Genomic DNA, 21488 nt, shown 5'->3' with positions numbered 1-21488 from the left:
ATAAATGCGTATAATTAGAAAAATATTTTCAAAATCCCGTTCTCCAGAAGACGGGATTTTTTTTGATTCTATTCAGAAAATTTTAGGATTTGCCCCTTTAAATCTTGATTTTTATAAAAAAGCATTCACCCATCGTTCCTCTAATCGCCTTGATATTTTAGGAAATCCAATCAATTACGAACGGTTAGAATTCTTGGGAGACGCAATGTTAAGCTCCGTTATTGCGGCTCATCTATTCAATAAAGCACCCGCTGGGGACGAAGGATATTTGACTAAAATGCGTTCTAAAATTGTGAGTAGGGAGCATTTGAACGAATTAGGGAAAGACTTAAATTTAGTGCAATACATAGAAAGCAAAGTGCCACTTCAGCATTTTGGCGAGAACATCCATGGTAATATTTTTGAGTCATTGGTGGGAGCGATTTACTTAGACCGAGGTTATGTATATTGCGAAAAATTCATTCAAAAAAGAGTAGTAGTGCCTTATGTAGATATTGCAAGACTCGAAGGAAAAGTAATCAGCTACAAAAGTCTGGTGATAGAATGGTGTCAAAAAGAAAAAAAAATATTTCATTATGATATTTTTGAGGACAATGCCATTGACGGGCAACGTCTGTTTGGTGTAAAACTTAGCATTGACAATAAAGTGATTGCTAAAGCAAGAGCCACATCAAAAAAGAAAGCAGAAGAAAAAGCATCCCAACGCGCTTATTTTGCATTTCAAGAAAAAATGGACAGAAAATAATTTAATATACATAAAACTATATCGTTTTCGTTTATAAATTAACAAAAACATCACCTTTTGAACGGTCAATACTTCGATAGAAATACTATATTTACATCTTATTTTTTCATGAAATGGCTATTCTTAAACTTGATCTGGGCGAATTTGACGAAATAGATTACTATCTTATTGCGATTCATACTTCATTAGAGGACTATCGATTGGCATTTTTTATTAATCAAATGCTGCCTGTGAATCTAAGTAAAAGTAAAAGTGAAATTCAAATTAATATTGAAGAAGGAGAAACAGGTTTTTCCAGATTTTATTATGAAGACATCGAAAGCGGTATTTCTTGGAATTTGATTCAAAATAAAAATGAAGTCATCCAGTATAATAAAGGAAATAACCAAAATCTATTTTCTAACGTGTCCATGGAAGTTTCAACAAAAGTCTTTTTACTTCCTGAATTCAAAAAAGTAGATTATTTTTTAAAAATAGAACATCACGAAGATGCCATAAACGTGTCCCAAACGCAGCTCCTATTAAATACCATAAACAGCATATCTACTGTTTATATAGTAGATACAAATAAAATAAAATCTAAAAACAATTTAATTTTTTAATACAAATGCTTACAAACAAAAAAACTAAAATTGTAGCCACACTTGGGCCTGCATGCAGTACAAGAGAGATCATAAAAGACATGATCGAAGCTGGTGTAAATGTGTTCCGAGTAAACTTCTCGCATGCGGACTACAATGATGTAAAAGAAAAAATAAGCCTTATACGAGGTTTAAATGAAGAGTTTGGTTATACAACTGCTATTCTTGGCGATTTACAAGGGCCAAAACTTCGAGTAGGAGTTATGGAGGAAGGTGTCGTCGTACACGATGGGGATCTAATTACATTTACTACTGCCGAAGACATTCTTGGAACTGCTAAGAAAGTATTCATGAAATATCAAAACTTTCCAAATGATGTAAATCCTGGAGAAAGAATTTTGCTTGATGATGGTAAACTCATTTTCGAAATCGTGGAGACGGATAAAAAATCAGAAGTTATAGCAAGAGTAATTCAAGGTGGCGAATTGAAATCAAAAAAAGGAGTAAATTTACCTAATACAAAAATATCCCTACCGGCAATGACCGAAAAAGATATTGCAGATGCCATTTTTGCCATTGGCCAAAATGTAGATTGGATTGCCTTATCTTTCGTGAAAACACCACAAGATTTACAAGAATTACAAGAATTAATCGCCAAACATTCAGAACATAAAATTCCAATTATTGCCAAAATCGAAATGCCGGAAGCACTAGAAAACATTGACAAAATTGTTGCTTATTGTGATGGTCTGATGGTTGCCAGAGGAGATTTAGGAGTAGAACTTCCTGCTCATGAAGTACCGTTAGTTCAAAAAGAACTTATTCGCAGAGCCAAAACGGCTAGAATTCCAGTTATTGTTGCCACGCAAATGATGGAAACAATGATTACGTCTCTTACACCAACTCGTGCCGAAGTAAATGATGTTGCTAACTCCGTTATGGATGGTGCTGATGCCGTAATGCTTTCGGGAGAAACAGCAACTGGAAATTATCCGGTTCAGGTAATTCAAAAAATGACTCAAATCATTGAAGCTGTAGAAGATTCACCGCTAATCCAAGTGCCACAAAATACGCCACAGATAAAAACAAAACGATTTATCACTAAAACAATTTGTCACCACGCTGCCTCCATGGCTAATATAATCAAAGCAAAAGCAATTTGTACTTTGACAAATAGTGGGTATACCGCATTTCAAATTTCTGCATGGAGACCAAATGCACATATTTTAGTGTTTACCTCAAATAAGAGAATCCTTACTCAGCTTAATTTATTATGGGGTGTAAAATCTTTCATGTACACTAAAGATGTAAGCACAGATGATACCGTAACGGACATAAATGAAATTGTAAAACAAAAAGGCTTTGTACAAAAAGGAGATTTCCTTATCAATTTAGCAGCAATGCCTATTAAGGAAAAGGGGATGGTAAACACCCTGAGAGTTTCTGAAATAGAATAATAAAACATTCTCATTATGTATTAAAAATCCGTCTGGTTCAATCAACAGACGGATTTTTTGTTGAAAACACGGTAAAGAATTGATTTTCAATACATAAATTACAATTGCACTTTACTTATTGGGTTATGACAGATTTGTCTCAATCTAAAATTGCTATTTTGCTTTTTATAGTTAGTTCTAAATAGTACACTGATTATGTATCTTTGTTCGCGGATTACGGGGCTCCTTATTTTTAAGTTTTGTCAGGCGGAAATAAATAACATTTGTTGCATTTGAACGAAAGGGCGGAAATGTCTTTTTTATAAAGTTACATTAATTAGCTGAATCTAGTACTTTAAACAAAAAACCTTGAAACAAATTCTCTTTAAAAATACCAACATCTCCTATTCCGATACCGGGAAGGGAACCGCTATTGTCTTACTTCACGGTTTCTTGGAAAATAAAGGCATGTGGGATTTTTATATTCCGGAGTTTGCTAAAAAAAACCGCATCATCACCATTGATTTATTGGGACATGGCGAAACGGAATGTTTGAGTTACGTGCAAACGATGGAGGATAATGCTGATGCTGTGCACGCTGTTTTATCGGAACTACGCATCCGTAAAGCCATTTTTGTAGGGCATTCTATGGGCGGTTATGTAGCTTTGGCTTTCGCCGAATTGTATCCGGACACGATAAAAGGATTGGTTTTATTAAACTCGACCGCAAGAGCCGACAGCGAGGAACGAAAAACAAATAGAGATCGGGCTGTAAAAGCAGTAAAACAATCTTTTGTCAATTTCATCTCACTTTCTATTGCAAATTTATTCAATGAAAACAACAGAGAGCGCCTTTTATCAGTAATTGAAAGCGTAAAGAAGGAAGCTTTAAAAACACCCCTTCAGGGAATCGTTGCCTCACTGGAAGGAATGAAAATACGACAAGACAGAGAAGTGTTGTTGCATTTAGCACCTTTTCCTAAACTTTTGATTCTGGGCGAAAAAGACCCGGTTCTAAATTACGAAGAAACCAAAGAACAGATAGAAGGCACAGCCATGAAACTGGTGACTTTTCCGGACGGACACATGAGTCACATTGAAAACCAAGACGAATTGTTGAACGTATTATTAGCTTTTTTCAAAAGCATCTAAATCATTCCAGGTTTCAAATACCCTTTTTCCACCAATTCGCTTTTGTCTTTTAAATGGTACATTTTTCCTTCTTTCATCAACGCCAGTTTTGTGGAGACTTTTATCACATTTTCATAATTATGATCCGTGATAATAATGCCTTTTGTGCTGGACATTGCAGTGATTAATTCATTAATTTTTTCAATCATTATGGGTGATAAGCCATTGTATGGTTCGTCTAGTAAAGCAAATTTCGATGCATTATTCAGGATTAATTTAATTTCTAAATACCGTAATTCTCCGCCAGATAAATGTTTTATTTTTTTCTCTATCATCGATTGAATCATATCGTCAGCATAAAAATCCTGTAATTTATCTTTGGCAATAGCCAATTGAATAGTCTTTTTTATCGAAAATGAATTTGGAATAAAATTATCTTGAGACAAATAACTGATTTCGTTTAGCAAATCACTAGTTTTTGATTTCACGACGCCATCTACCCGGACAAATTTAAAATCAGCAGTTACAATTCCGAAAATGATTTTTAACAAGGTCGATTTCCCGGAACCATTTCTTCCTAAAACCCCAATAATATCAGCAGTTTCACATCTCAAATACACATCAGAAACTATACTTTTCCCCTCATATTGTTTTTGGATACTATCTATTTCTAAAATATTTTTAGTCATACGAATTTCAATACTACATTAATGACTAAAATCAGCATTAGCGAAAAAACAAAATTCATCAGAAAACCATAAATGAATAGATGCAATTTAGAGATTCCGTTGTTGTAATAAAACAGATATTCGTTTTTAGTATTCACTTCTTTTATCAAAAGGCTAATGAAGAAACCAAAAATAATAAGGGCGTATTTGAAGGTTTCAAATCCGCCAAAAACCCATGCTAAAGTGCTTATTGACATGTTAATTGTCAAGGTGCTTTTGTAAAATTCGAAGATATTGGCTAGTTTTCTGATTGGGAATTTTGTTTAAATTAGTTTTTCTTCAAAAGGAATGTTTTCATCTAAAATTTCGCTTAATAAAAGAACCATTTGCTCTAAATAATTACCTAATATTTCTTCATTTATAATTGCATTTATTTCGTTGATTTCTTTAAAATTAAACGCAAGAAAACCTGCTTTTAAATTCTTAAAAGAAATTATTCCTGCTTCAATTGGTTTTCCTTTAGCGTCATGCTCATACACATAAGCATACGCCAGCACCTGAATGATTTTGTCGCTTTTAATATCTTCAGTAAGTCCTTTCCATGATTTCAGTGTAACGCTTGCTTTTTCTACTTTTCCGGTTTTATAATCGATAATTCGAATGATTCCGTTGCGCTCTTCAATCCGGTCTACATTTCCTTTTATCAATACCGGAAAAGGCAAATTAGGATGATTTATAATTCGCTCGAATGTTTGTTCCAAAGCTATAATTTTTATTGCATCACCATTCTTGATACTTTCCAGTTCCACTTTCAGGAAATTGGAAACATTGCGCTTGGCGACTTCAAATGCCAGCAAATTTCTACCCTTTTTGATTTCACCTTCTTTGTACACCAATTTGAATTGTTTCAAAACCTCTGTATCTATTTGTTTGAAACAATTTAGAATATCACTTTCTGATATAAATTTATCAATGAAAGGCTCGTATAAAACTTTCAAAGTTTCGTGGATAATAGTTCCCAAGGTATTCAAGGCAATATTTTCCTCTACTTCTTCTACTTCGCTGATGCGTAAAATCTTCTGGAAATAAAACTGAATTGGATTCCGGATATAACTCGTTATCGCCGATGGAGAAAACCCTTTTTCGGCTATTTCTTTCAATCGCAGCATAACACGTTCTGATTTTGGAATCACCATAGGCTGATACGCTGTTTCGGGTAGCACGGCATTATAAATTTCGTGAGTCAGCGTATGATTTTTTTGTTTTTCGACTTCCAGTTGCGTGATGAATCTGCTTTTTTCTCCGGCATCCAATCCTTCACTCTCGGTATTATAAATTAAATAAATGTTCTTTGCTCTTTGTAATAAATGATAGAAATGATAGGTGTAAATTGCATCTTTTTCTTTGAATGTGGGCAAGCCCAATTCGCGTTTTACATCATAGGGGATAAACGAATTTTGCGATTTTCCGGCCGGGAATTTCCCTTCATTCATCGAAGTGACAATAACGGTGTCAAAATCTAATACACGGCTTTCTAAAACGCCCATAATTTGCAAACCATTGAGCGGTTCTCCTTCAAATGAAACCTCGGCCAAATCAATAACTTGTTTGTAAATGGCATAAAGAGTTTCGATTTTATCGATATGTTCGTGCTTTGAATAATAATTAATTAGTTTGTTAATGACTTTAAAAATAGCAAAAACAAAAGCTTTGGTGATTTTTTCTTCTTCGTTGTCGTTGCTTAAATTTCCTTTGATGGTTTGCAATAATTTTGAAATGGTCTCTAAAACTGGAATCGAACCCTTTTCCCATTTTTGGAATAATAAAAGAAATATTTCACTTGGAATTCCATTCAATTCCATCAATTTATGATGCGTAATAAAAGTATAATTATTTTGGTTAATGGTTTGGACTAGCGCGCTGGTTTTTGCGTATGGTTCCACCAAAGGGTGGGTTAAAATATCTAAGATATCTTTGTAGTATAAGACATAGCTTTTAGCATTTCTGGACAATGCATTTGTGTGCATTTTGAATAATTTAGCAGTCAAAATCTGCGCTGGATTGTTCTTGCTGGAATATCCCATCGTAATATTCAAAGCGCCAACACTTGAGGGTAATGAATATAAAAGCGGTACCAAAAGATTTTCTTCGCCCAGAACCACAGCAACTTTATCTAGCGTTCCATCAGTTCCTAGGCTTTGTGATTCATTGATGATATTCTCGATAATACTCCCGGCTATTTTGGCTTGACCAATTGTTTTGGGTGTGCCAATGACCTGAATGTTTTTAGTTTGAGAAAAATCATTTACAATCCATTCAAACGGATGTAATTTATAATGTTTCCAATTTTCTTTAAAACGTCTTACAAATAAACCAGCATCATGATAGGGATCATTGAGAAAGGTTTGGTCTGCGTCCCAATATATTTTGGCTTGATCAGAAGCGATGAGGTGTTGGATTATTTTTTCTTCGGCTGCATTCAATGCATTAAAACCCGCAAAGACGAATTTTTTGTCATGTAGGGAATTCGAAAAATGATTTATGTTATGCACTGCTTCACGATAGATTAATCCTTGATAGCCGATTCCCTTGTTCAGTAAATGAGCGTACAATGATTGATAATAGTTGGGCAGTAGTTTCCAAAAATCAATATATTTTTCTAATAATGCCGTTTTGTTTTCTACTTCAATTCCCCATTTTTTGATGTCTTCAATGTCTTTCAGATAGGAAAGAACATGGGATGGATCTAGTAAATAGCGGTCAATTTCATTGAAGTCCTGCAGGAGTGTTTTGGCCCAATTGGCAAATAATTCAAAGGATTGTTGATTTGCTGTCGCGGTAATAGATAAATACACTTCATAGAATTCGAATAATAATTCGATAGGATCTATAGTGCGGATACCAGCTATGTTTTGAACAAAATCCTCAACGCTTATAATTTCGGGTGAAATTATGTTGGTTGCGACTTGTTTCTTTAAGGCTTCAATCAGGAATATTTTAGCTCGTTTGTTTGGTAAAACAACAATCGTATTGGAAAGAGTGTCAGCGTATTTTGCGATTAAAACCGAAGCTATTTTATCTAGAAAAGAAGTATTTGTCATTTTATAAAAATAAAAAAAACGCCTCGATAAATCGAGGCGTTTTCTAAAAATTTTTGAACAATATTATTTTTGCAATAACAATTCAGTTCTTCTGTTTTTAGCTTTACCTGCAGCAGTTTTATTTGTTTCAACTGGAGTGCTTTCGCCAAAACCAACAGTATTTAAGTTTTCAGCTTTTATTCCTCTTTCGATCATAGCTTCTTTAACGATACTAGCTCTATCTTCAGAAAGTTTTTGGTTGTATTCATCTGAACCATCGCTATCTGTATGTCCTTCAATGCTAAATTTAGCATTTGGATAATTTTTTAGGATTTCTGCCATTGCATCTAATCTAGCTGGAACATCTCCAGTTTTGAAAGTTGCTTTACCAGAATTAAAGTAAACTGCTCTAGCTTGAATTTTAAGATTGTCTAAAGCTTCAGTAGTTACTTCAGGACATCCTTTGTTGCTAGCTGGGCCAGCAATAGTAGGGCACTCATCATCTTTGTCTAGAACACCATCTCCATCAGTATCTGGCCATGGGCATCCACCGTTTTCTTTAGGACCTGCAACTGTAGGACATTTGTCATCTTTATCAGCAACACCGTCTCCATCTGTATCAGGACATCCTTTTAATTCTTTAGGACCAGCTTCATTTGGACACTCATCTTCACTGTCTTGAATTCCGTCTCCATCTGTATCAGGACATCCGTTGAATTCTTTTAAACCAGCAACTTCTGGACAAGCATCATCTTTGTCATATATTCCATCACCATCTGTATCTTTTCCACCAAATTTGAAGATAATACCAGCAGAGTGTTGAAAATGAGATGGAGCATCAGGAGTTCTAGAAACATCTACTCTATCACCAAAAGATTTTTTGTATCTAGTTGCAAGTTCGAAACCAACATTTTCGGAAAACCATAAAGTTAAACCAGCACCTGGGTTTAAAGTTCCAAAACTACTGTCTCCAAAGAATGTATATCCACCACCAATAGAAAGAGATGGGTCTATAACTTTAGATTTAATTAAATTCATGAAGCTGTATCTTATCGTAGCATCAACACCATAATACATTAAATCACCAGGATTAGTGACAAGATATCCTCTGGAGTCATGACCTACAGCACCTGGAGCAAAAGTTACAAACTTATCAATTTTGTTTACAGATCCAGTAAGACCAAAAGAGAAATTATCTCCTACGTATTTTGAGACACTTAAATACGATACAGAAGGTAGGACGTTCCAGTTTGTTTTCGCGTCAAAAGGTTGCGAAAAATGACGGTCTAGCCAATTATTTCCTCCACCAGCACTAGTTCTAGTGTCTACGGCATTTGCTCCAAAAGAGATTGCCCATGGGTTGTTACTGTCTTGTGCGTGAGAACTTAAACCCATCACCATCATCGCAGCAACTAAAATTTTGTTAAGATGTTTCATACTTAATTTTTTTAATTACAATTTAGTTAATTACAAGCAAAAATAGGACGTAATTTTTAAACTACAAAATATTATGTTAAAAAAAACCTACAAACAAGGCTAAAAGTGCGAATTATATAACATTTAACTCTTTTCCTACCGCTACAAAGGCATTTATTGCCTGATCTAAATGCGCTTTTGTATGTGCCGCAGAAAGTTGTACTCTAATTCTTGCTTTATCTTTAGGAACTACTGGAAAAAAGAAGCCTATTACATAAATTCCTCTTTTTAATAATTCATTTGCCATAGTTTGAGACAATTTTGCATCATATAACATCACCGGTACTATTGCAGAATCCCCATCAATGATATCAAAACCTGCTTTTTTAATCCCATCTCTAAAATAATTAGTATTCCATTCTAGTTTGTCTCTAAGTGTTGTATCTTTTTCTAAGAGTTCAAAAACCTTAATGGAAGCTCCAACGATTGCTGGTGCTAAGGAATTTGAAAATAAATACGGTCTGGAACGTTGACGTAATATTTCGATAATTTCTTTTTTAGCGGTCGTATACCCGCCCATGGCGCCACCAAGTGCTTTTCCTAAGGTTCCTGTAATAATATCTACTCTTCCCATGACTCCTTTTAACTCAAGTGTCCCTTTTCCGGTAGCACCAATAAATCCAGCAGCATGGCATTCATCAACCATAACCATTGCGTCATATTTATCGGCCAAATCACAAATTTTATCCAACGGAGCTACAACGCCATCCATGGAGAAAACACCATCCGTAACAATTAATTTGAAACGGGTACCGGCTTCTGTAGCCTTAATCAGCTGCTTTTCCAGGTCTCCCATATTGCTATTTTCATAGCGATATCGCGTCGCTTTACACAAACGAACACCATCTATAATAGAGGCATGATTTAAACTATCCGAAATAATACAATCCTGATCTCCTAATAAGGGTTCAAAAACACCTCCGTTTGCATCAAAAGCGGCCGCATAAAGAATGGTATCTTCTGTGCCATAAAACTCAGAAATCTTTTTTTCCAAAGTTTTATGAATGTCTTGTGTCCCACAAATAAAACGCACCGATGACATTCCAAAACCATGCGTATCAAGAGCGTCTTTTGCAGCCTGAACAACTTCTGGATGGGATGACAAGCCAAGATAATTATTGGCACAAAAATTTAAAACCGTTTCTCCTGTCGAAATGGTTATTTCTGCATCTTGTGGTGAGGTGATAATGCGCTCTGATTTGAAGATTCCATTGTCTTCTATTGTTTGTAATTCTGATTGTAAATAGTCTTTAATTTTTCCGTACATTTTTTATGTTTTTAAAATTCAATTTTGCGAATAATTCATTTTTTAGGCTACAAATTTACTACATCGATTTCTTTTCCTATATAAATTAGTGCTTTTTTTACCACTTTATACCCCATTAATTCAATTGCATTTTGATATTTTTCTAATTGTAAGTGGTATTTAGGATTATGTGTTCCTGTTTTATAATCCAACAGCAACACTTCTTTATTTTTTGTCAAAACCATTCGGTCCGGTTTTATAGTCTTTCCTTCCTTTTGAATAATTGTTTGTTCATTCAGTACCTCATTCCCTTCCGAAAAATAATCGGTTAGTTCTGTATGAGTGACAATTTCCTGTATGGTACTGTAAACGGCTTCCTTTTGTTTAAAAACGATGAGTCCGTTTTCAATCGCTTTTGTTATAGCTAAATCTATATCGTTTTTCGTTTTCACAAAAGATAAAATCTCATGAATGACGTTTCCATAGGCAATGGCTTCCTGTTGTTGTGTTCCCCACATCAATGCTTCTCTTTGTGCAATTTTGATGTTTTTTGGATTCAAAATTTCCAAAACTAACGGAATTGTTTTGGAGGTATCAATGTGTTTTTTTTCTTTTGATAATTTAGCGATATCCCCAAAATCATATTCCAATTTATCGGTATCGAATTCCCCTTTGCTCTCTAAATAATTAATAAAAAAAGCACACATATTATTTTTTGGAACTTCCCCTTTACTGGATAAATTCATATTTGAAATCACATACAACTGTTCCTCCGCTCTGGTCAAAGCCACATAAAGAACATTGATATTGTCTAATAATTCTTCCTGTTTCTTTTGATTGTAAATCTCAGCCGCTTCCTCTCCAAATCCTTCTACGGCGCTATTGTTATCAATTAATACTTTTGACAGGCCAAAAATTCCTCCTTCAGCATTGAGCCACAATTTATCTTTTGGTTTCCTGTAGTAATCTTCCTCTGCAAATGGCATAATGACTACCGGGAACTCCAATCCTTTTGATTTATGAATTGTCATAATCCGAACGGCATTATTTCCTTCTGGTGAGGGAATACTAAATTTTTGTGCGTTTTTATCCCAGAAATTTAAAAAGTCAGAAATTCCTGCTTGGTTGCGAATGTCACGTTCCAGAACTATGTCTAAAAAATATTGGACGTAGGCATTCCCCTCCCTAACCTTCCCCGAAGGGGCAGGAGCCGACACCGATAAGTTGGAGTCTTGAATTTCTTCTCGTTGAATTAATTCTTCTTTTATTCGTTTTAAAACTTCCGAAATATTCTTTACAACCTGTTCATTGGTAAATCGAATGACTTTATACCCTAATTTATTCAGGGTAATTGTTCTATTATTATCTAACTGAACCTGCTCTTCGGTAAAATGATAATCCTCATCCACTTCAACAACCAGTTTTTTCGATAAACAAACAAAATGAACAATAAAATCAGCTATCAAATGGTGTTGCCTGAATTTATAATCTTCAAATGATCTAGATTTAAACTCCATCCAAAGAATTTTCTCAGCATGTATTGATTCAATAAGATGGAATTTATCCTTACGATTAACCACTTCGTCATCCTTTTCTTTGGAGAGGGCCGGGGAGAGGAACTTTGCAATAATAACCTCCACCGCTTCATACAATGATTTTTTTCTAATGTCTTGAAACGACAATGAAATATTAAAACTCACCAGCCAATTTTCGAAATCCGTTTCCTGAAACAATGCCATTCCTTTGGCAATGAAATCAGCAACAGGTAATCTGTCCTGAATATGCGTTCCTATATAGTAAAGGAAATTCGCCTTAGCTTCTAAATCAGCGTTGTTTTTCAGGTATTTTAATAAATGAATAATCAATCGTACTTCAGTAGCATTTTGAATCATTAACGTTTCCGAGGATAAAAGCGGTATTCTTTGCTCTGTCAAATAGTTCGCAATCGCAATTCCCTGACTTCGTTTCCGGGTAAGAATGACAATATCTTTGTATTCAAATCCTTTTTGAATTACTTTTTGAATCGTATTCAGCGTGGCCAAAACATATAAATCAGTTTTATCTAAAGCTTCTTCGTCTCCAGAAGCTTCCGGATTATCATTTGTTTTCTCTACTTTTGGGATAAAAGAAATATTCACATAACCTCCTGTTTTGTCATTGGTTTTTTGGTGGCTGTGATTTTCATACAACTCTTTGTAATCTAAATGAGCAAATTCACCGGACAACAATTTAAAAAATTCATTATTAAATTCGATTACCTGCGAATAACTTCGGTAATTTTTATCAAGATGTTCAAGTTTTTTATCAGGATTATTGAACGGGTTTTGATCTTTACTCAATTCAATAAACTGTTCGGCTTTTCCGCCGCGCCACCTGTAAATAGACTGTTTGGGATCGCCCACAATCATCAAGGTTCCTTTTTCTCCATAATCATCCTGTCCGGAAAGGGCATTATCAATAAGCGGAATCAGGTTTTGCCATTGCATCTCCGAAGTATCCTGAAATTCATCGATAAAAAAATGGCGGTAGCGTTCCCCCAATCGTTCGTATATAAAAGGCGCCGGCTGGTTTTGAATTTCCCTATGGATTATGGCATTAAATTCTGAAATGGAAAGTACATTTTGTTCACTTTGTATTTTGGCTAATTCATTACTTACCGTATTTAATAAGGAAAGTGGTGTAATGTTTTTCAGGAAGGCTTTATAGAAATGGATCTTTTCGAAGGTCTTATACACCTGATCCAAAAATCGCAATAAATCAGGAATGATATTTTCAATAATTGCACGATCTTTTGCTGTTTTATTGATTTTGACATCCTCAAATTCATGAAAGGTTTTGTTTTTTGGATTGAATTTTCCTTCTTGAATGCTCAATATATGTTTGGGAAAATGTCCTGCCGAGAACGATTTTATGTCAATTCCATTGGTGTCAATTAATAACAAGGCCGCTGTTGCAAAAACAACAGTCTGTTTTTCTAAATCTTTACTGGCTTCTACTAATTTCTTTTTTATTGCAACGAACTCAGCGATGGATTTATCCTGAAACTGCGTGATTTCGTTTCTGTTATTTTCATTGAGGATCAAACGGCCTGTCTCTAGAATTTCACGGGAAATATCCCAAGATTTATCATCGTCAGTTTTTTCCATCGTGAAATCGATGAGCAGTTTTGTCAACGTTTCATCTTCACCGGCCTGAGCAATTATAGCATCTACAGCCTCAATTAATAAATTTTCAGTGTCCAGGGTGACTTCAAAAGTCATGGGCAAATTCAAATCATGCGCAAAGGCCCGAATTACCTTGTGGGTGAATTTATCAATCGTAGAAATATCAAATGCAGCGTAGTTATGAATAATATGCTTGATAATTTGCTGTGATTTAGTTTTGATTTCGAGGATCGAAAGTTCTGTATCTATTGCTAAATCCTGCATCAAGTCCTGGGCTTTGTGGCTGGGCTCGTCTTTTGCAAATTCAGAAAGACTACCCACAATTCGGCTTTTCATTTCGTGCACCGCTTTGTTGGTAAACGTAATGGCCAGTATAGTGCGATAGGCATCATTTTTTTTTGCAACAAGAATAATCTTGAGGTACTCTTTGACAAGCGCATAGGTTTTTCCGGATCCAGCTGATGCATCGTATATGGAAAATGAAGGTCTTTGCATGTTGCTATTATTATACGCTGTGAGTTATATAAATTACTACTTTTTTTATAAAAAAGAACCCTTTTTATGGTATTCAAGTACAAAAAACCAAACTGCTTGTGCTTCCTTTTCAGGGTTGTGTTTTAATGAAAAACAAAGCAAGTAACAGGGGATTTTTCTTTTGCCAAAAGTGATTAAATAAATTTTCTAATGCTCATCATAATCCCAATGTGAAGCCCTTCATGAAAATCATTGAAAGCCATTGCATCCTGAGCACTTTTTAGCGTATACCCTGTTGATGTAGGATATTCAGTGAAGTTTTTGAAGTTTTTATTTTCAAAATCAAGTTTAGTTTGATTGATAGTTTCAAATAACAAATCCTTCATTTCGGCTAATTCTTCTTGTGTTGCAATATGTTCTGGCTTAGTTCCTTTTTTATATTTTTCTACCATTTCCTCAGAAACCATCATCGGTAAACCCGATAATTTATACACTAATACTTGCTGTGTCACTATTATATGACCGATGTTCCAAATCAGGTTATTGTTGAATCCTTCCGGAATCGTGTTAAGTTGCGCTAAAGTATATCCTTTTAAAAACTGTGAAACTATTTTTCGGCTGGTTAAAGTAATGTCTAATATTTGATTCATTTTTTTATTTTTTGATAAAAATAATCATTTTCCGTGTCAAATGAATTTTCTTTGCACAAAGAAATTGCTATTTATATGGACATAATATATTATCTCGCTTCTTGCGACACCTGTAGAAAAATCATAAAATCACTTCCTAAAGAGCATGATTTTAAGTTTCACGACATCAAACAAGATCCAATTACTGTTGCCGAATTAGAACGAATGCGCGAACTTTCCGGAAGTTATGAAGCGCTTTTTAGCAAAAAAGCACAACTGTACAAATCGATGGATTTAAAAAATAAATCCTTGACCGAAGACGATTATAAAAAATACATTCTGGAACATTACACGTTTTTGAGTCGCCCTGTATTTATCATCAAAGACAAGATTTATATCGGGAATACCCAACAAAATATGTTGCAGGTAATGAAAGCCTTGGCATAATGTCCAAAAGAAATCTTGCACTAATTGGTGCTACTTTTGTCTCTATTATTTACGGAGTCACGTTTACTATTGCCAAAGATGTCATGCCGTTGTATATTGATGCCTATGGTTTTATACTGTTGCGCGTAGGTGGTTCAATGATTTTGTTTTGGATCTTTTGGCTTTTTATGCCGAAGGAAAAAATTGCCTTCAATGACTTTCCCCGAATTATTGCCGCAGCTTTCTTTGGCGTAGCATTTAATATGCTTACATTTTTCAAAGGATTAAGCCTTACTTCGCCTATTAGTGCTGCAGTTATCATGGTTTCGACACCAATGATTGTGTTGACGCTTTCGGCTATTATCATGAAGGAACGCATGCAAAAACGAATGGTTTTTGGGATCATACTTGGTCTGATAGGGACTGCTTTTCTTATTCTGTACGGAAAATCCATTGGCAGCGCCACAAATGCCGGATTGGGGAATTTTCTGGTATTGGTCAATGCTATTTCCTATGGATTTTACCTGATTATCGTCAAGAAATTAATGGATAAATACAATGCGTTTACGTTTGTAAAATGGATTTATTTATTTGGATTTATTATGGTTTTGCCTTTTGGCTGGAGCCAATTTCAAACGGTGGACTGGGCTTTGGTTCCCATGGATATTTGCTGGAAAATTGGATTTGTTGTCGTCATTTCTACATTTCTGACCTATTTGCTTAATTTGCTTTCGATGAAAGAATTAAAACCAACGACGGTTGCCGCTTTTATTTATTTGCAACCGCTATTTGCCACTATTTTTGCGATAAGATTGGGCAAAGACGAATTGAGTTTGGTAAAAATTGGTTCGGCAGTTTTGATATTTATCGGCGTTTATTTAGTGACACAGAAAAAGAGTGTGCAGTAATCAGCTGTTAGTGTTCAGCACCTAAATTGCAGGTTATTGTCTTTTATAACGTTCGTTGGGCTATTTATATCAACTCAAAAATTAAAATTTGATTACTAAATATGTACTTATGCCGAGTCACTGTTTACTAAAAACGGACCACTGACCACTTTTTTAGTATCTTTGACCTCTTTTAGAAAATTATATGATACAATCAATGACGGGTTTTGGTAAAGCTACTTTGCAATTACCAACCAAAAAAATCACGGTAGAAGTGAAATCTTTAAACAGTAAAGGTTTGGATTTGAATGTGAGAATGCCTTCGCTGTACCGCGAAATGGAATTGGGTTTACGCAACCAAATCGCACTTAAGCTGGAAAGAGGCAAAGTAGATTTTTCTATTTTTATCGAAACTACCGCCGAACAAACTTCTACGAAAGTAAATGTGCCCATTGTAAAAGGGTACATCAATCAGTTACGCGAAGTGTATGCTGACGCAGATGAAACGGAACTGATGAAAATGGCGATCCGTATGCCGGACACCATGAAAATAGAACGTGATGAAATCGATGAAAACGACTGGGTACAAATTCAAACCGTTATCGAAGAAGCCTTGCAAAACATCTTGACCTTTAGAAGAGATGAAGGAATGTCTCTTGAAAAAGAATTTCAATTGCGAATTGGCAACATTAGGCAGTATATGACCGAAGCTTTGGCGCTTGATCCAGAACGTGTTCAGGCAATAAAAGACCGTTTGCAAACTGCAATTGCTGAACTTAAAGTGAATGTAGACGAAAACCGTTTTGAGCAGGAATTGATTTATTATTTGGAGAAATTAGACATTACCGAAGAAAAAGTACGTTTGACGAATCACCTGGATTATTTCTTGGAAACCATCAACGGAACGGAGGCCAACGGTAGAAAATTAGGTTTCATTACCCAAGAAATGGGACGTGAAATCAACACGATGGGTTCTAAATCCAATCACGCACAAATGCAGAAATTAGTCGTTCAGATGAAAGACGAATTGGAAAAAATAAAGGAGCAGGTATTGAACGTTCTATAATATAGATACTGAAATAAATTCAGCATAAAATGAGCACAGGAGGAAAATTAATCGTTTTTTCGGCACCATCAGGATCTGGGAAAACCACCATAGTTAGGCATTTATTAAGCAAAGAAGATTTGAATCTGGAGTTTTCTATTTCGGCAGCTTCCCGCGAACCAAGAGGCGAAGAAGTAAACGGAAAAGACTATTATTTCATGTCTACCGAAGACTTTAAAAAACACATCAAGAACGAAGACTTCTTGGAATGGGAAGAAGTGTACCGCGATAATTTCTACGGAACTTTAAAAAGTGAAGTGGAGCGCATTTGGGCCAAAGGAAAAAATGTGATTTTTGATATTGATGTCTCTGGTGGATTGCGCATCAAGCATAAATTCCCGGAAGAAACGTTAGCCGTTTTCGTGAAACCACCAAGCGTAGATGAACTAAAAAGAAGATTAAAGGAACGTTCTACCGAAAGTGATGACAAAATCAATATGCGCATCGCTAAAGCTTCTGTTGAATTGGCTACAGCGCCACAATTTGATGTGATTATAAAAAACTACGATTTAAATATTGCTTTGGAAGAAGCTTATCAATTGGTAAAGAATTTTGTAAAGGATTAAAATATAACACAAAGAGGCACAAAGGAAATAATAGGCTCATACGAAAATTTTATAAACACTTTGTGAATCTTCGTGAAACAAAATATTATGAAAATAGGACTTTATTTCGGAACGTTTAACCCCATTCATATTGGACATCTCATCATTGCCAATCACATGGCCGAGCATGCTAATATAGACCAAGTATGGATGGTGGTTACGCCACACAATCCTTTGAAGAAAAAAAATACTTTGCTTGATGATTACCATCGGTTGCAAATGGTATATCTTGCTACTGAAGATTTTCCAAAAATCAAACCTTCGGATATTGAGTTTAAATTGTCACAGCCCAATTATACAATAAATACCTTAGTTCACTTGCAGGAAAAACATCCCAATTACGAATTCTCGTTAATCATGGGCGAAGACAATCTAAGGTCGTTGTACAAATGGAAAAACTACGAAGCTATTCTGGCGCATCACGAGATTTATGTGTATCCTAGACTCGAAACCAAGGGCCAAACCGGTGAAGCAATTTCTTTGGAAATAGAAAATCGAACTTTCAAGAATCACCCAAAAATCCACATGATTGACGCTCCGGTTGTTGAAATATCATCTACATTTATTCGGGATAATATCAAAAAAGGGAAAAATGTACAGCCTTTATTGCCCGCTAAAGTTTGGGAATGTATTGATCACAATAACTTTTATAAGAAGTAATTACGCCAGAATTCTTTTTAATTCCAATTGAATATTCTCAAAAACAGGACTCAAATTATCGTTTTTACCGGATAACACATATACTTCTGTACTTGGCATTTGCTTGCTGTTCCACATCAATTGGATTTTATTTTCTGCTATTAAACTTTTTACGTTTATATCCCAAACAACGGCTATTCCGGTATTTTTCGAAATTATTTCAAGCATTTCATACTCGGACGGAATGATATAATTGGGAATCATCGAGGGCCTTTTTTTACTAAAAACATGCAGCCAAAACAACTTTATATGCGGAATCTGTGCATTGTGGCTGAACCACTTTTGGTCGTTTAACCACTGTTCAGTTGCAGCGAAATTCTTTATTTTGATATTAGATTTTAACTCAGAAGCATCAATGTTATTGGAACCAACAATCACTTGTTTGATTTCGCCAACCTTTTTCTGAATGGTGTCAAACGTGTCATATTGTTTGGTAACAATAGCAAAATCGAGTTTTTTAGAATCGACCAATTCAAAAAGTGTGTCGTTCTCATGGAAACTAAAATCTATAAAATCAAATTTTGAAATTAAGGCATTTCCCAAACTGATCATCAAGTGTTTCGAGATGCCAATGGATATTAATCGATTCGCATCAAACGCTTTGGCACGAAAACCATTCTCCACATTTTCCAATCGGTCCAACGCCTCGATGATTAGATTATTGAGTAACTTAGCATATTCTGTTGGCTCCACACCTTTTGACTTTCGATTAAAAAGTTTATATCCGACATGTGCTTCCAACATTGATATTTGTTGACTTACAGCGGGTTGACTGATAAATAATTCCTTGGCAGCCAACGAAAAATTACCGTTTTTATAAACGGATTTAAACGTTCTGTACCATTCGAGATTAACCATGATATAAATATATTTATCACAAACATAATTTAAATTATTTTTACTAATAGCATATTCGCACTAAATTTGTAGAAACAAAATAAGAAATGAAGAAAATTGCATTCTTTGCCATTATAGCATTAACAGTAAGTTGCATTACAGCAACTGCACAAAATAAAAAAAGTATGAAAAAAGTATTATTTGTTGTTACGAGTCACGATAAACTAGGTAACACGGGAGAAAAAACAGGATTTTGGACAGAAGAACTTGCCGCGCCATATTATGAATTAGTAGATAAAGGAGTTGTTATTGATATTGCTACCCCGTTAGGAGGACAACCACCTATAGATCCAAAAAGTGAAGATCCATCTGCAGCAACTGAAGATACTAAACGATTTGATGCTGATACTGAATTATTGGCAAAACTGAAAAATACGCACAAATTAGCCGATGTAAAAGAATCGGATTATGATGCCGTTTTTTATCCAGGAGGTCATGGACCGTTATGGGATTTAGCCACGGATGAAAATTCAAGCGCTTTGATTGAAGCTTTTTATACGAATAATAAACCTGTCGCTTTTGTATGTCATTCACCAGCAGTGTTGAAAAACGTAAAAGTAAATGGGGATTTTTTGGTAAAAGGAAAAAAAGTAACCGGATTTTCTAATACGGAAGAGGAAGCTGTAGGCTTAACTGATGTCGTACCATTTTTATTAGAGGATGCGTTGCAAGCTAACGGGGCCAAATATTCAAAAATAGGGGATTGGCAACCGTATGCAGTAGAAGATGGCTTATTGATTACAGGTCAGAACCCGGCTTCATCTAAACTCGTTGCAGAAAAATTATTAAATCAATTGAATTTAAAAAAATAAAAACATGTTAAACTTCGAATTATACAATCCTACTAATTTAATTTTTGGAAAAGGACAAATTGAAAAACTTTCTACTTTAGTTCCGCAGGGCGCAAAAATTCTTTTGGCTTATGGAGGCGGAAGTATTTTCAAAAATGGAATCCATGAACAGGTAATTAATGCTTTAAAAGGTTTTGAAATCGTCGAATTTTCGGGAATTGAGCCAAATCCACATTTTGAAACTTTGATGAAAGCAGTAGCAGTTATCAAAGAACAAAATATCGATTTTATCCTTGCTGTGGGTGGAGGTTCTGTAATTGACGGGGTAAAATTCATTTCGGCTGCTGTAAATTTTGACGGAAACCCAATTGATATTCTTCAAAAACGAGTGTTGACTAAAGATGTATCTAAAATTATTCCTTTTGGAACCGTTTTAACTTTACCGGCAACGGGAAGTGAAATGAATTCTGGCGGAGTTGTTACTATTGAATCCACACAGGAAAAATTATCATTTGGTGGTAGCGCCTTGTTTCCAAAATTTTCTATTTGCGATCCAACCGTCATTGAATCTTTACCCAAAAGACAATTGGAAAACGGAGTTGTTGATGCCTATACCCATGTTTTGGAACAATATCTAACCTATCCACATGAAGGATATCTTCAAGATAGAATTGCCGAAAGTATTTTACAGACCTTGATTCAAGTTGGTCCTGATGTTGTTGAGAATCCTAAAGATTATGCTTTGGCTTCTAACTTTATGTGGAGTTGTACGATGGCTCTAAATGGATTAATCCAGAAAGGAGTTCCTTCGGATTGGGCTACACACATGATTGGCCATGAATTAACCGCTTTGTACGGAATTGATCATGCTAGAACATTGGCGGTTGTAGGTCCAAATTTATACCGAGTGATGTTTGAAACCAAAAAAGGAAAACTGGCACAATACGGAAAGCGTATTTTCAATTTGACTGGAACCGAAGATGAAATAGCAAACGAAGCGATCAATAAAACAGTTGAGTTTTTCCATACAATGGGAATGGAGACTAAATTATCGGATTACACCAAAGACTATGATAAAACGGCTGATTTTATAGTAAACCGCTTCAAAGAAAGAGGTTGGCTGGGATTAGGAGAAAAAGAAAATATCACTTTAGAAAAAGTGAAATCAATTGTAGAAATGAGTTATTAATTCAAATAATCAGATTACCGATTGAAGTATTTTTAAATAAAAAGGCGTTCTCATTTTGTATGGGAACGCCTTTTAAAATTCAAATTATAACTAACTAATTCAATTCTGTTTTTTTTGTTAAAACAGTAACTATAATAAAAGAATAACGGTATTAATGTGTTTATATTGTGTTTGAAAATCAAATGTTTTAAATTTAATTTAATATATTGTGATATTATTATTGAAAACCCCTGTGAGTCCCAGATTTAAGGCGGTGCTT

General features: G+C 35.0%; 19 protein-coding genes. 11 read left to right on the top strand and 8 right to left on the bottom strand.

Going from position 1 to position 21488, the window contains the following annotated elements:
- Window positions 1-4: 4 nt before the first annotated feature.
- The 4 genes from EKL97_RS12545 to EKL97_RS12530 all read left to right on the top strand — a co-directional run bounded on the left by EKL97_RS12545 (window position 5) and on the right by EKL97_RS12530 (window position 3914).
- Window positions 5-745, top strand: coding sequence for a ribonuclease III family protein (locus EKL97_RS12545; RefSeq protein WP_126461796.1), 741 nt, complete (start codon window positions 5-7; stop codon window positions 743-745).
- A gap of 113 nt (window positions 746-858) precedes the next feature.
- Complete coding sequence (locus tag EKL97_RS12540) at window positions 859-1347, top strand: IPExxxVDY family protein (protein WP_126568996.1); 489 nt, start codon at window positions 859-861, stop codon at window positions 1345-1347.
- A 5-nt stretch (window positions 1348-1352) separates the two neighbouring features.
- Complete coding sequence (pyk, locus tag EKL97_RS12535; protein WP_126562657.1) at window positions 1353-2783, top strand: pyruvate kinase; 1431 nt, start codon at window positions 1353-1355, stop codon at window positions 2781-2783.
- A gap of 348 nt (window positions 2784-3131) precedes the next feature.
- A complete protein-coding gene (locus tag EKL97_RS12530; RefSeq protein WP_126568995.1) occupies window positions 3132-3914 on the top strand; it encodes an alpha/beta fold hydrolase in 783 nt (260 codons plus the stop codon).
- Here EKL97_RS12530 and EKL97_RS12525 read toward each other — a convergent pair.
- The 7 genes from EKL97_RS12525 to EKL97_RS12495 all read right to left on the bottom strand — a co-directional run bounded on the left by EKL97_RS12525 (window position 3911) and on the right by EKL97_RS12495 (window position 14651).
- A complete protein-coding gene (locus EKL97_RS12525; protein WP_126554682.1) occupies window positions 3911-4582 on the bottom strand; it encodes an ATP-binding cassette domain-containing protein in 672 nt (223 codons plus the stop codon). The genes EKL97_RS12530 and EKL97_RS12525 overlap by 4 nt on opposite strands.
- Window positions 4579-4818, bottom strand: coding sequence for a hypothetical protein (locus EKL97_RS12520; protein ID WP_126554684.1), 240 nt, complete (start codon window positions 4816-4818; stop codon window positions 4579-4581). The genes EKL97_RS12525 and EKL97_RS12520 overlap by 4 nt, the downstream gene beginning before the upstream one ends.
- Before the next feature lie 66 nt (window positions 4819-4884).
- Window positions 4885-7662 (bottom strand): PD-(D/E)XK nuclease family protein, encoded by a 2778-nt coding sequence (locus EKL97_RS12515; protein ID WP_126568994.1) that lies wholly within the window; start codon window positions 7660-7662, stop codon window positions 4885-4887.
- A 63-nt stretch (window positions 7663-7725) separates the two neighbouring features.
- Window positions 7726-9078: an OmpA family protein gene (locus EKL97_RS12510; protein WP_126562663.1), complete on the bottom strand. Its 1353-nt coding sequence runs from the start codon at window positions 9076-9078 to the stop codon at window positions 7726-7728.
- Window positions 9079-9190: 112 nt separating this feature from the next.
- Window positions 9191-10384: a glycine C-acetyltransferase gene (gene kbl / locus EKL97_RS12505; RefSeq protein WP_126554690.1), complete on the bottom strand. Its 1194-nt coding sequence runs from the start codon at window positions 10382-10384 to the stop codon at window positions 9191-9193.
- A 47-nt stretch (window positions 10385-10431) separates the two neighbouring features.
- Window positions 10432-14022, bottom strand: coding sequence for a UvrD-helicase domain-containing protein (locus tag EKL97_RS12500; RefSeq protein ID WP_126568993.1), 3591 nt, complete (start codon window positions 14020-14022; stop codon window positions 10432-10434).
- Window positions 14023-14195: 173 nt separating this feature from the next.
- Complete coding sequence (locus EKL97_RS12495) at window positions 14196-14651, bottom strand: DinB family protein (protein WP_126554694.1); 456 nt, start codon at window positions 14649-14651, stop codon at window positions 14196-14198.
- A gap of 75 nt (window positions 14652-14726) precedes the next feature.
- Here EKL97_RS12495 and EKL97_RS12490 point away from each other — a divergent pair, with 75 nt between their 5' ends.
- The 5 genes from EKL97_RS12490 (at window position 14727) to nadD (ending at window position 18313) form a co-directional block, all read left to right on the top strand.
- On the top strand, window positions 14727-15077 hold the full coding sequence (locus EKL97_RS12490; RefSeq protein WP_126452753.1) for an arsenate reductase family protein: 351 nt from the start codon (window positions 14727-14729) through the stop codon (window positions 15075-15077).
- A complete protein-coding gene (locus EKL97_RS12485; protein WP_126568992.1) occupies window positions 15077-15964 on the top strand; it encodes a DMT family transporter in 888 nt (295 codons plus the stop codon). Before EKL97_RS12490 ends, EKL97_RS12485 begins: the two co-directional genes overlap by 1 nt.
- Before the next feature lie 184 nt (window positions 15965-16148).
- Complete coding sequence (locus tag EKL97_RS12480) at window positions 16149-17009, top strand: YicC/YloC family endoribonuclease (protein ID WP_126554698.1); 861 nt, start codon at window positions 16149-16151, stop codon at window positions 17007-17009.
- 29 nt (window positions 17010-17038) lie between these two features.
- Window positions 17039-17614, top strand: coding sequence for a guanylate kinase (gene gmk, locus EKL97_RS12475; protein WP_126461828.1), 576 nt, complete (start codon window positions 17039-17041; stop codon window positions 17612-17614).
- Between the two features lie 87 nt (window positions 17615-17701).
- On the top strand, window positions 17702-18313 hold the full coding sequence (gene nadD / locus EKL97_RS12470; RefSeq protein WP_126568991.1) for a nicotinate (nicotinamide) nucleotide adenylyltransferase: 612 nt from the start codon (window positions 17702-17704) through the stop codon (window positions 18311-18313).
- On the opposite strand, the gene EKL97_RS12465 is transcribed toward nadD, so the two are convergent.
- Complete coding sequence (locus EKL97_RS12465) at window positions 18314-19210, bottom strand: LysR family transcriptional regulator (RefSeq protein WP_126568990.1); 897 nt, start codon at window positions 19208-19210, stop codon at window positions 18314-18316.
- Between the two features lie 86 nt (window positions 19211-19296).
- On the opposite strand from EKL97_RS12465, the gene EKL97_RS12460 reads away from it, so the two are divergent.
- A complete protein-coding gene (locus EKL97_RS12460; RefSeq protein WP_197037211.1) occupies window positions 19297-20061 on the top strand; it encodes a type 1 glutamine amidotransferase domain-containing protein in 765 nt (254 codons plus the stop codon).
- Window positions 20062-20065: 4 nt separating this feature from the next.
- Window positions 20066-21229 carry an iron-containing alcohol dehydrogenase gene (locus tag EKL97_RS12455; RefSeq protein WP_126554709.1) on the top strand — a complete coding sequence of 388 codons (1164 nt, stop codon included), beginning with the start codon at window positions 20066-20068 and terminating at the stop codon, window positions 21227-21229.
- The last annotated feature ends 259 nt before the right edge of the window (window positions 21230-21488 follow it).

This window comes from Flavobacterium sp. LS1P28 (assembly GCF_003970335.1).
Taxonomy (GTDB): Bacteria; Bacteroidota; Bacteroidia; order Flavobacteriales; family Flavobacteriaceae; genus Flavobacterium.
The sequence above is the reverse complement of the archived record's forward strand: the minus strand, read 5'-3'. Positions and strand labels throughout refer to the sequence as shown.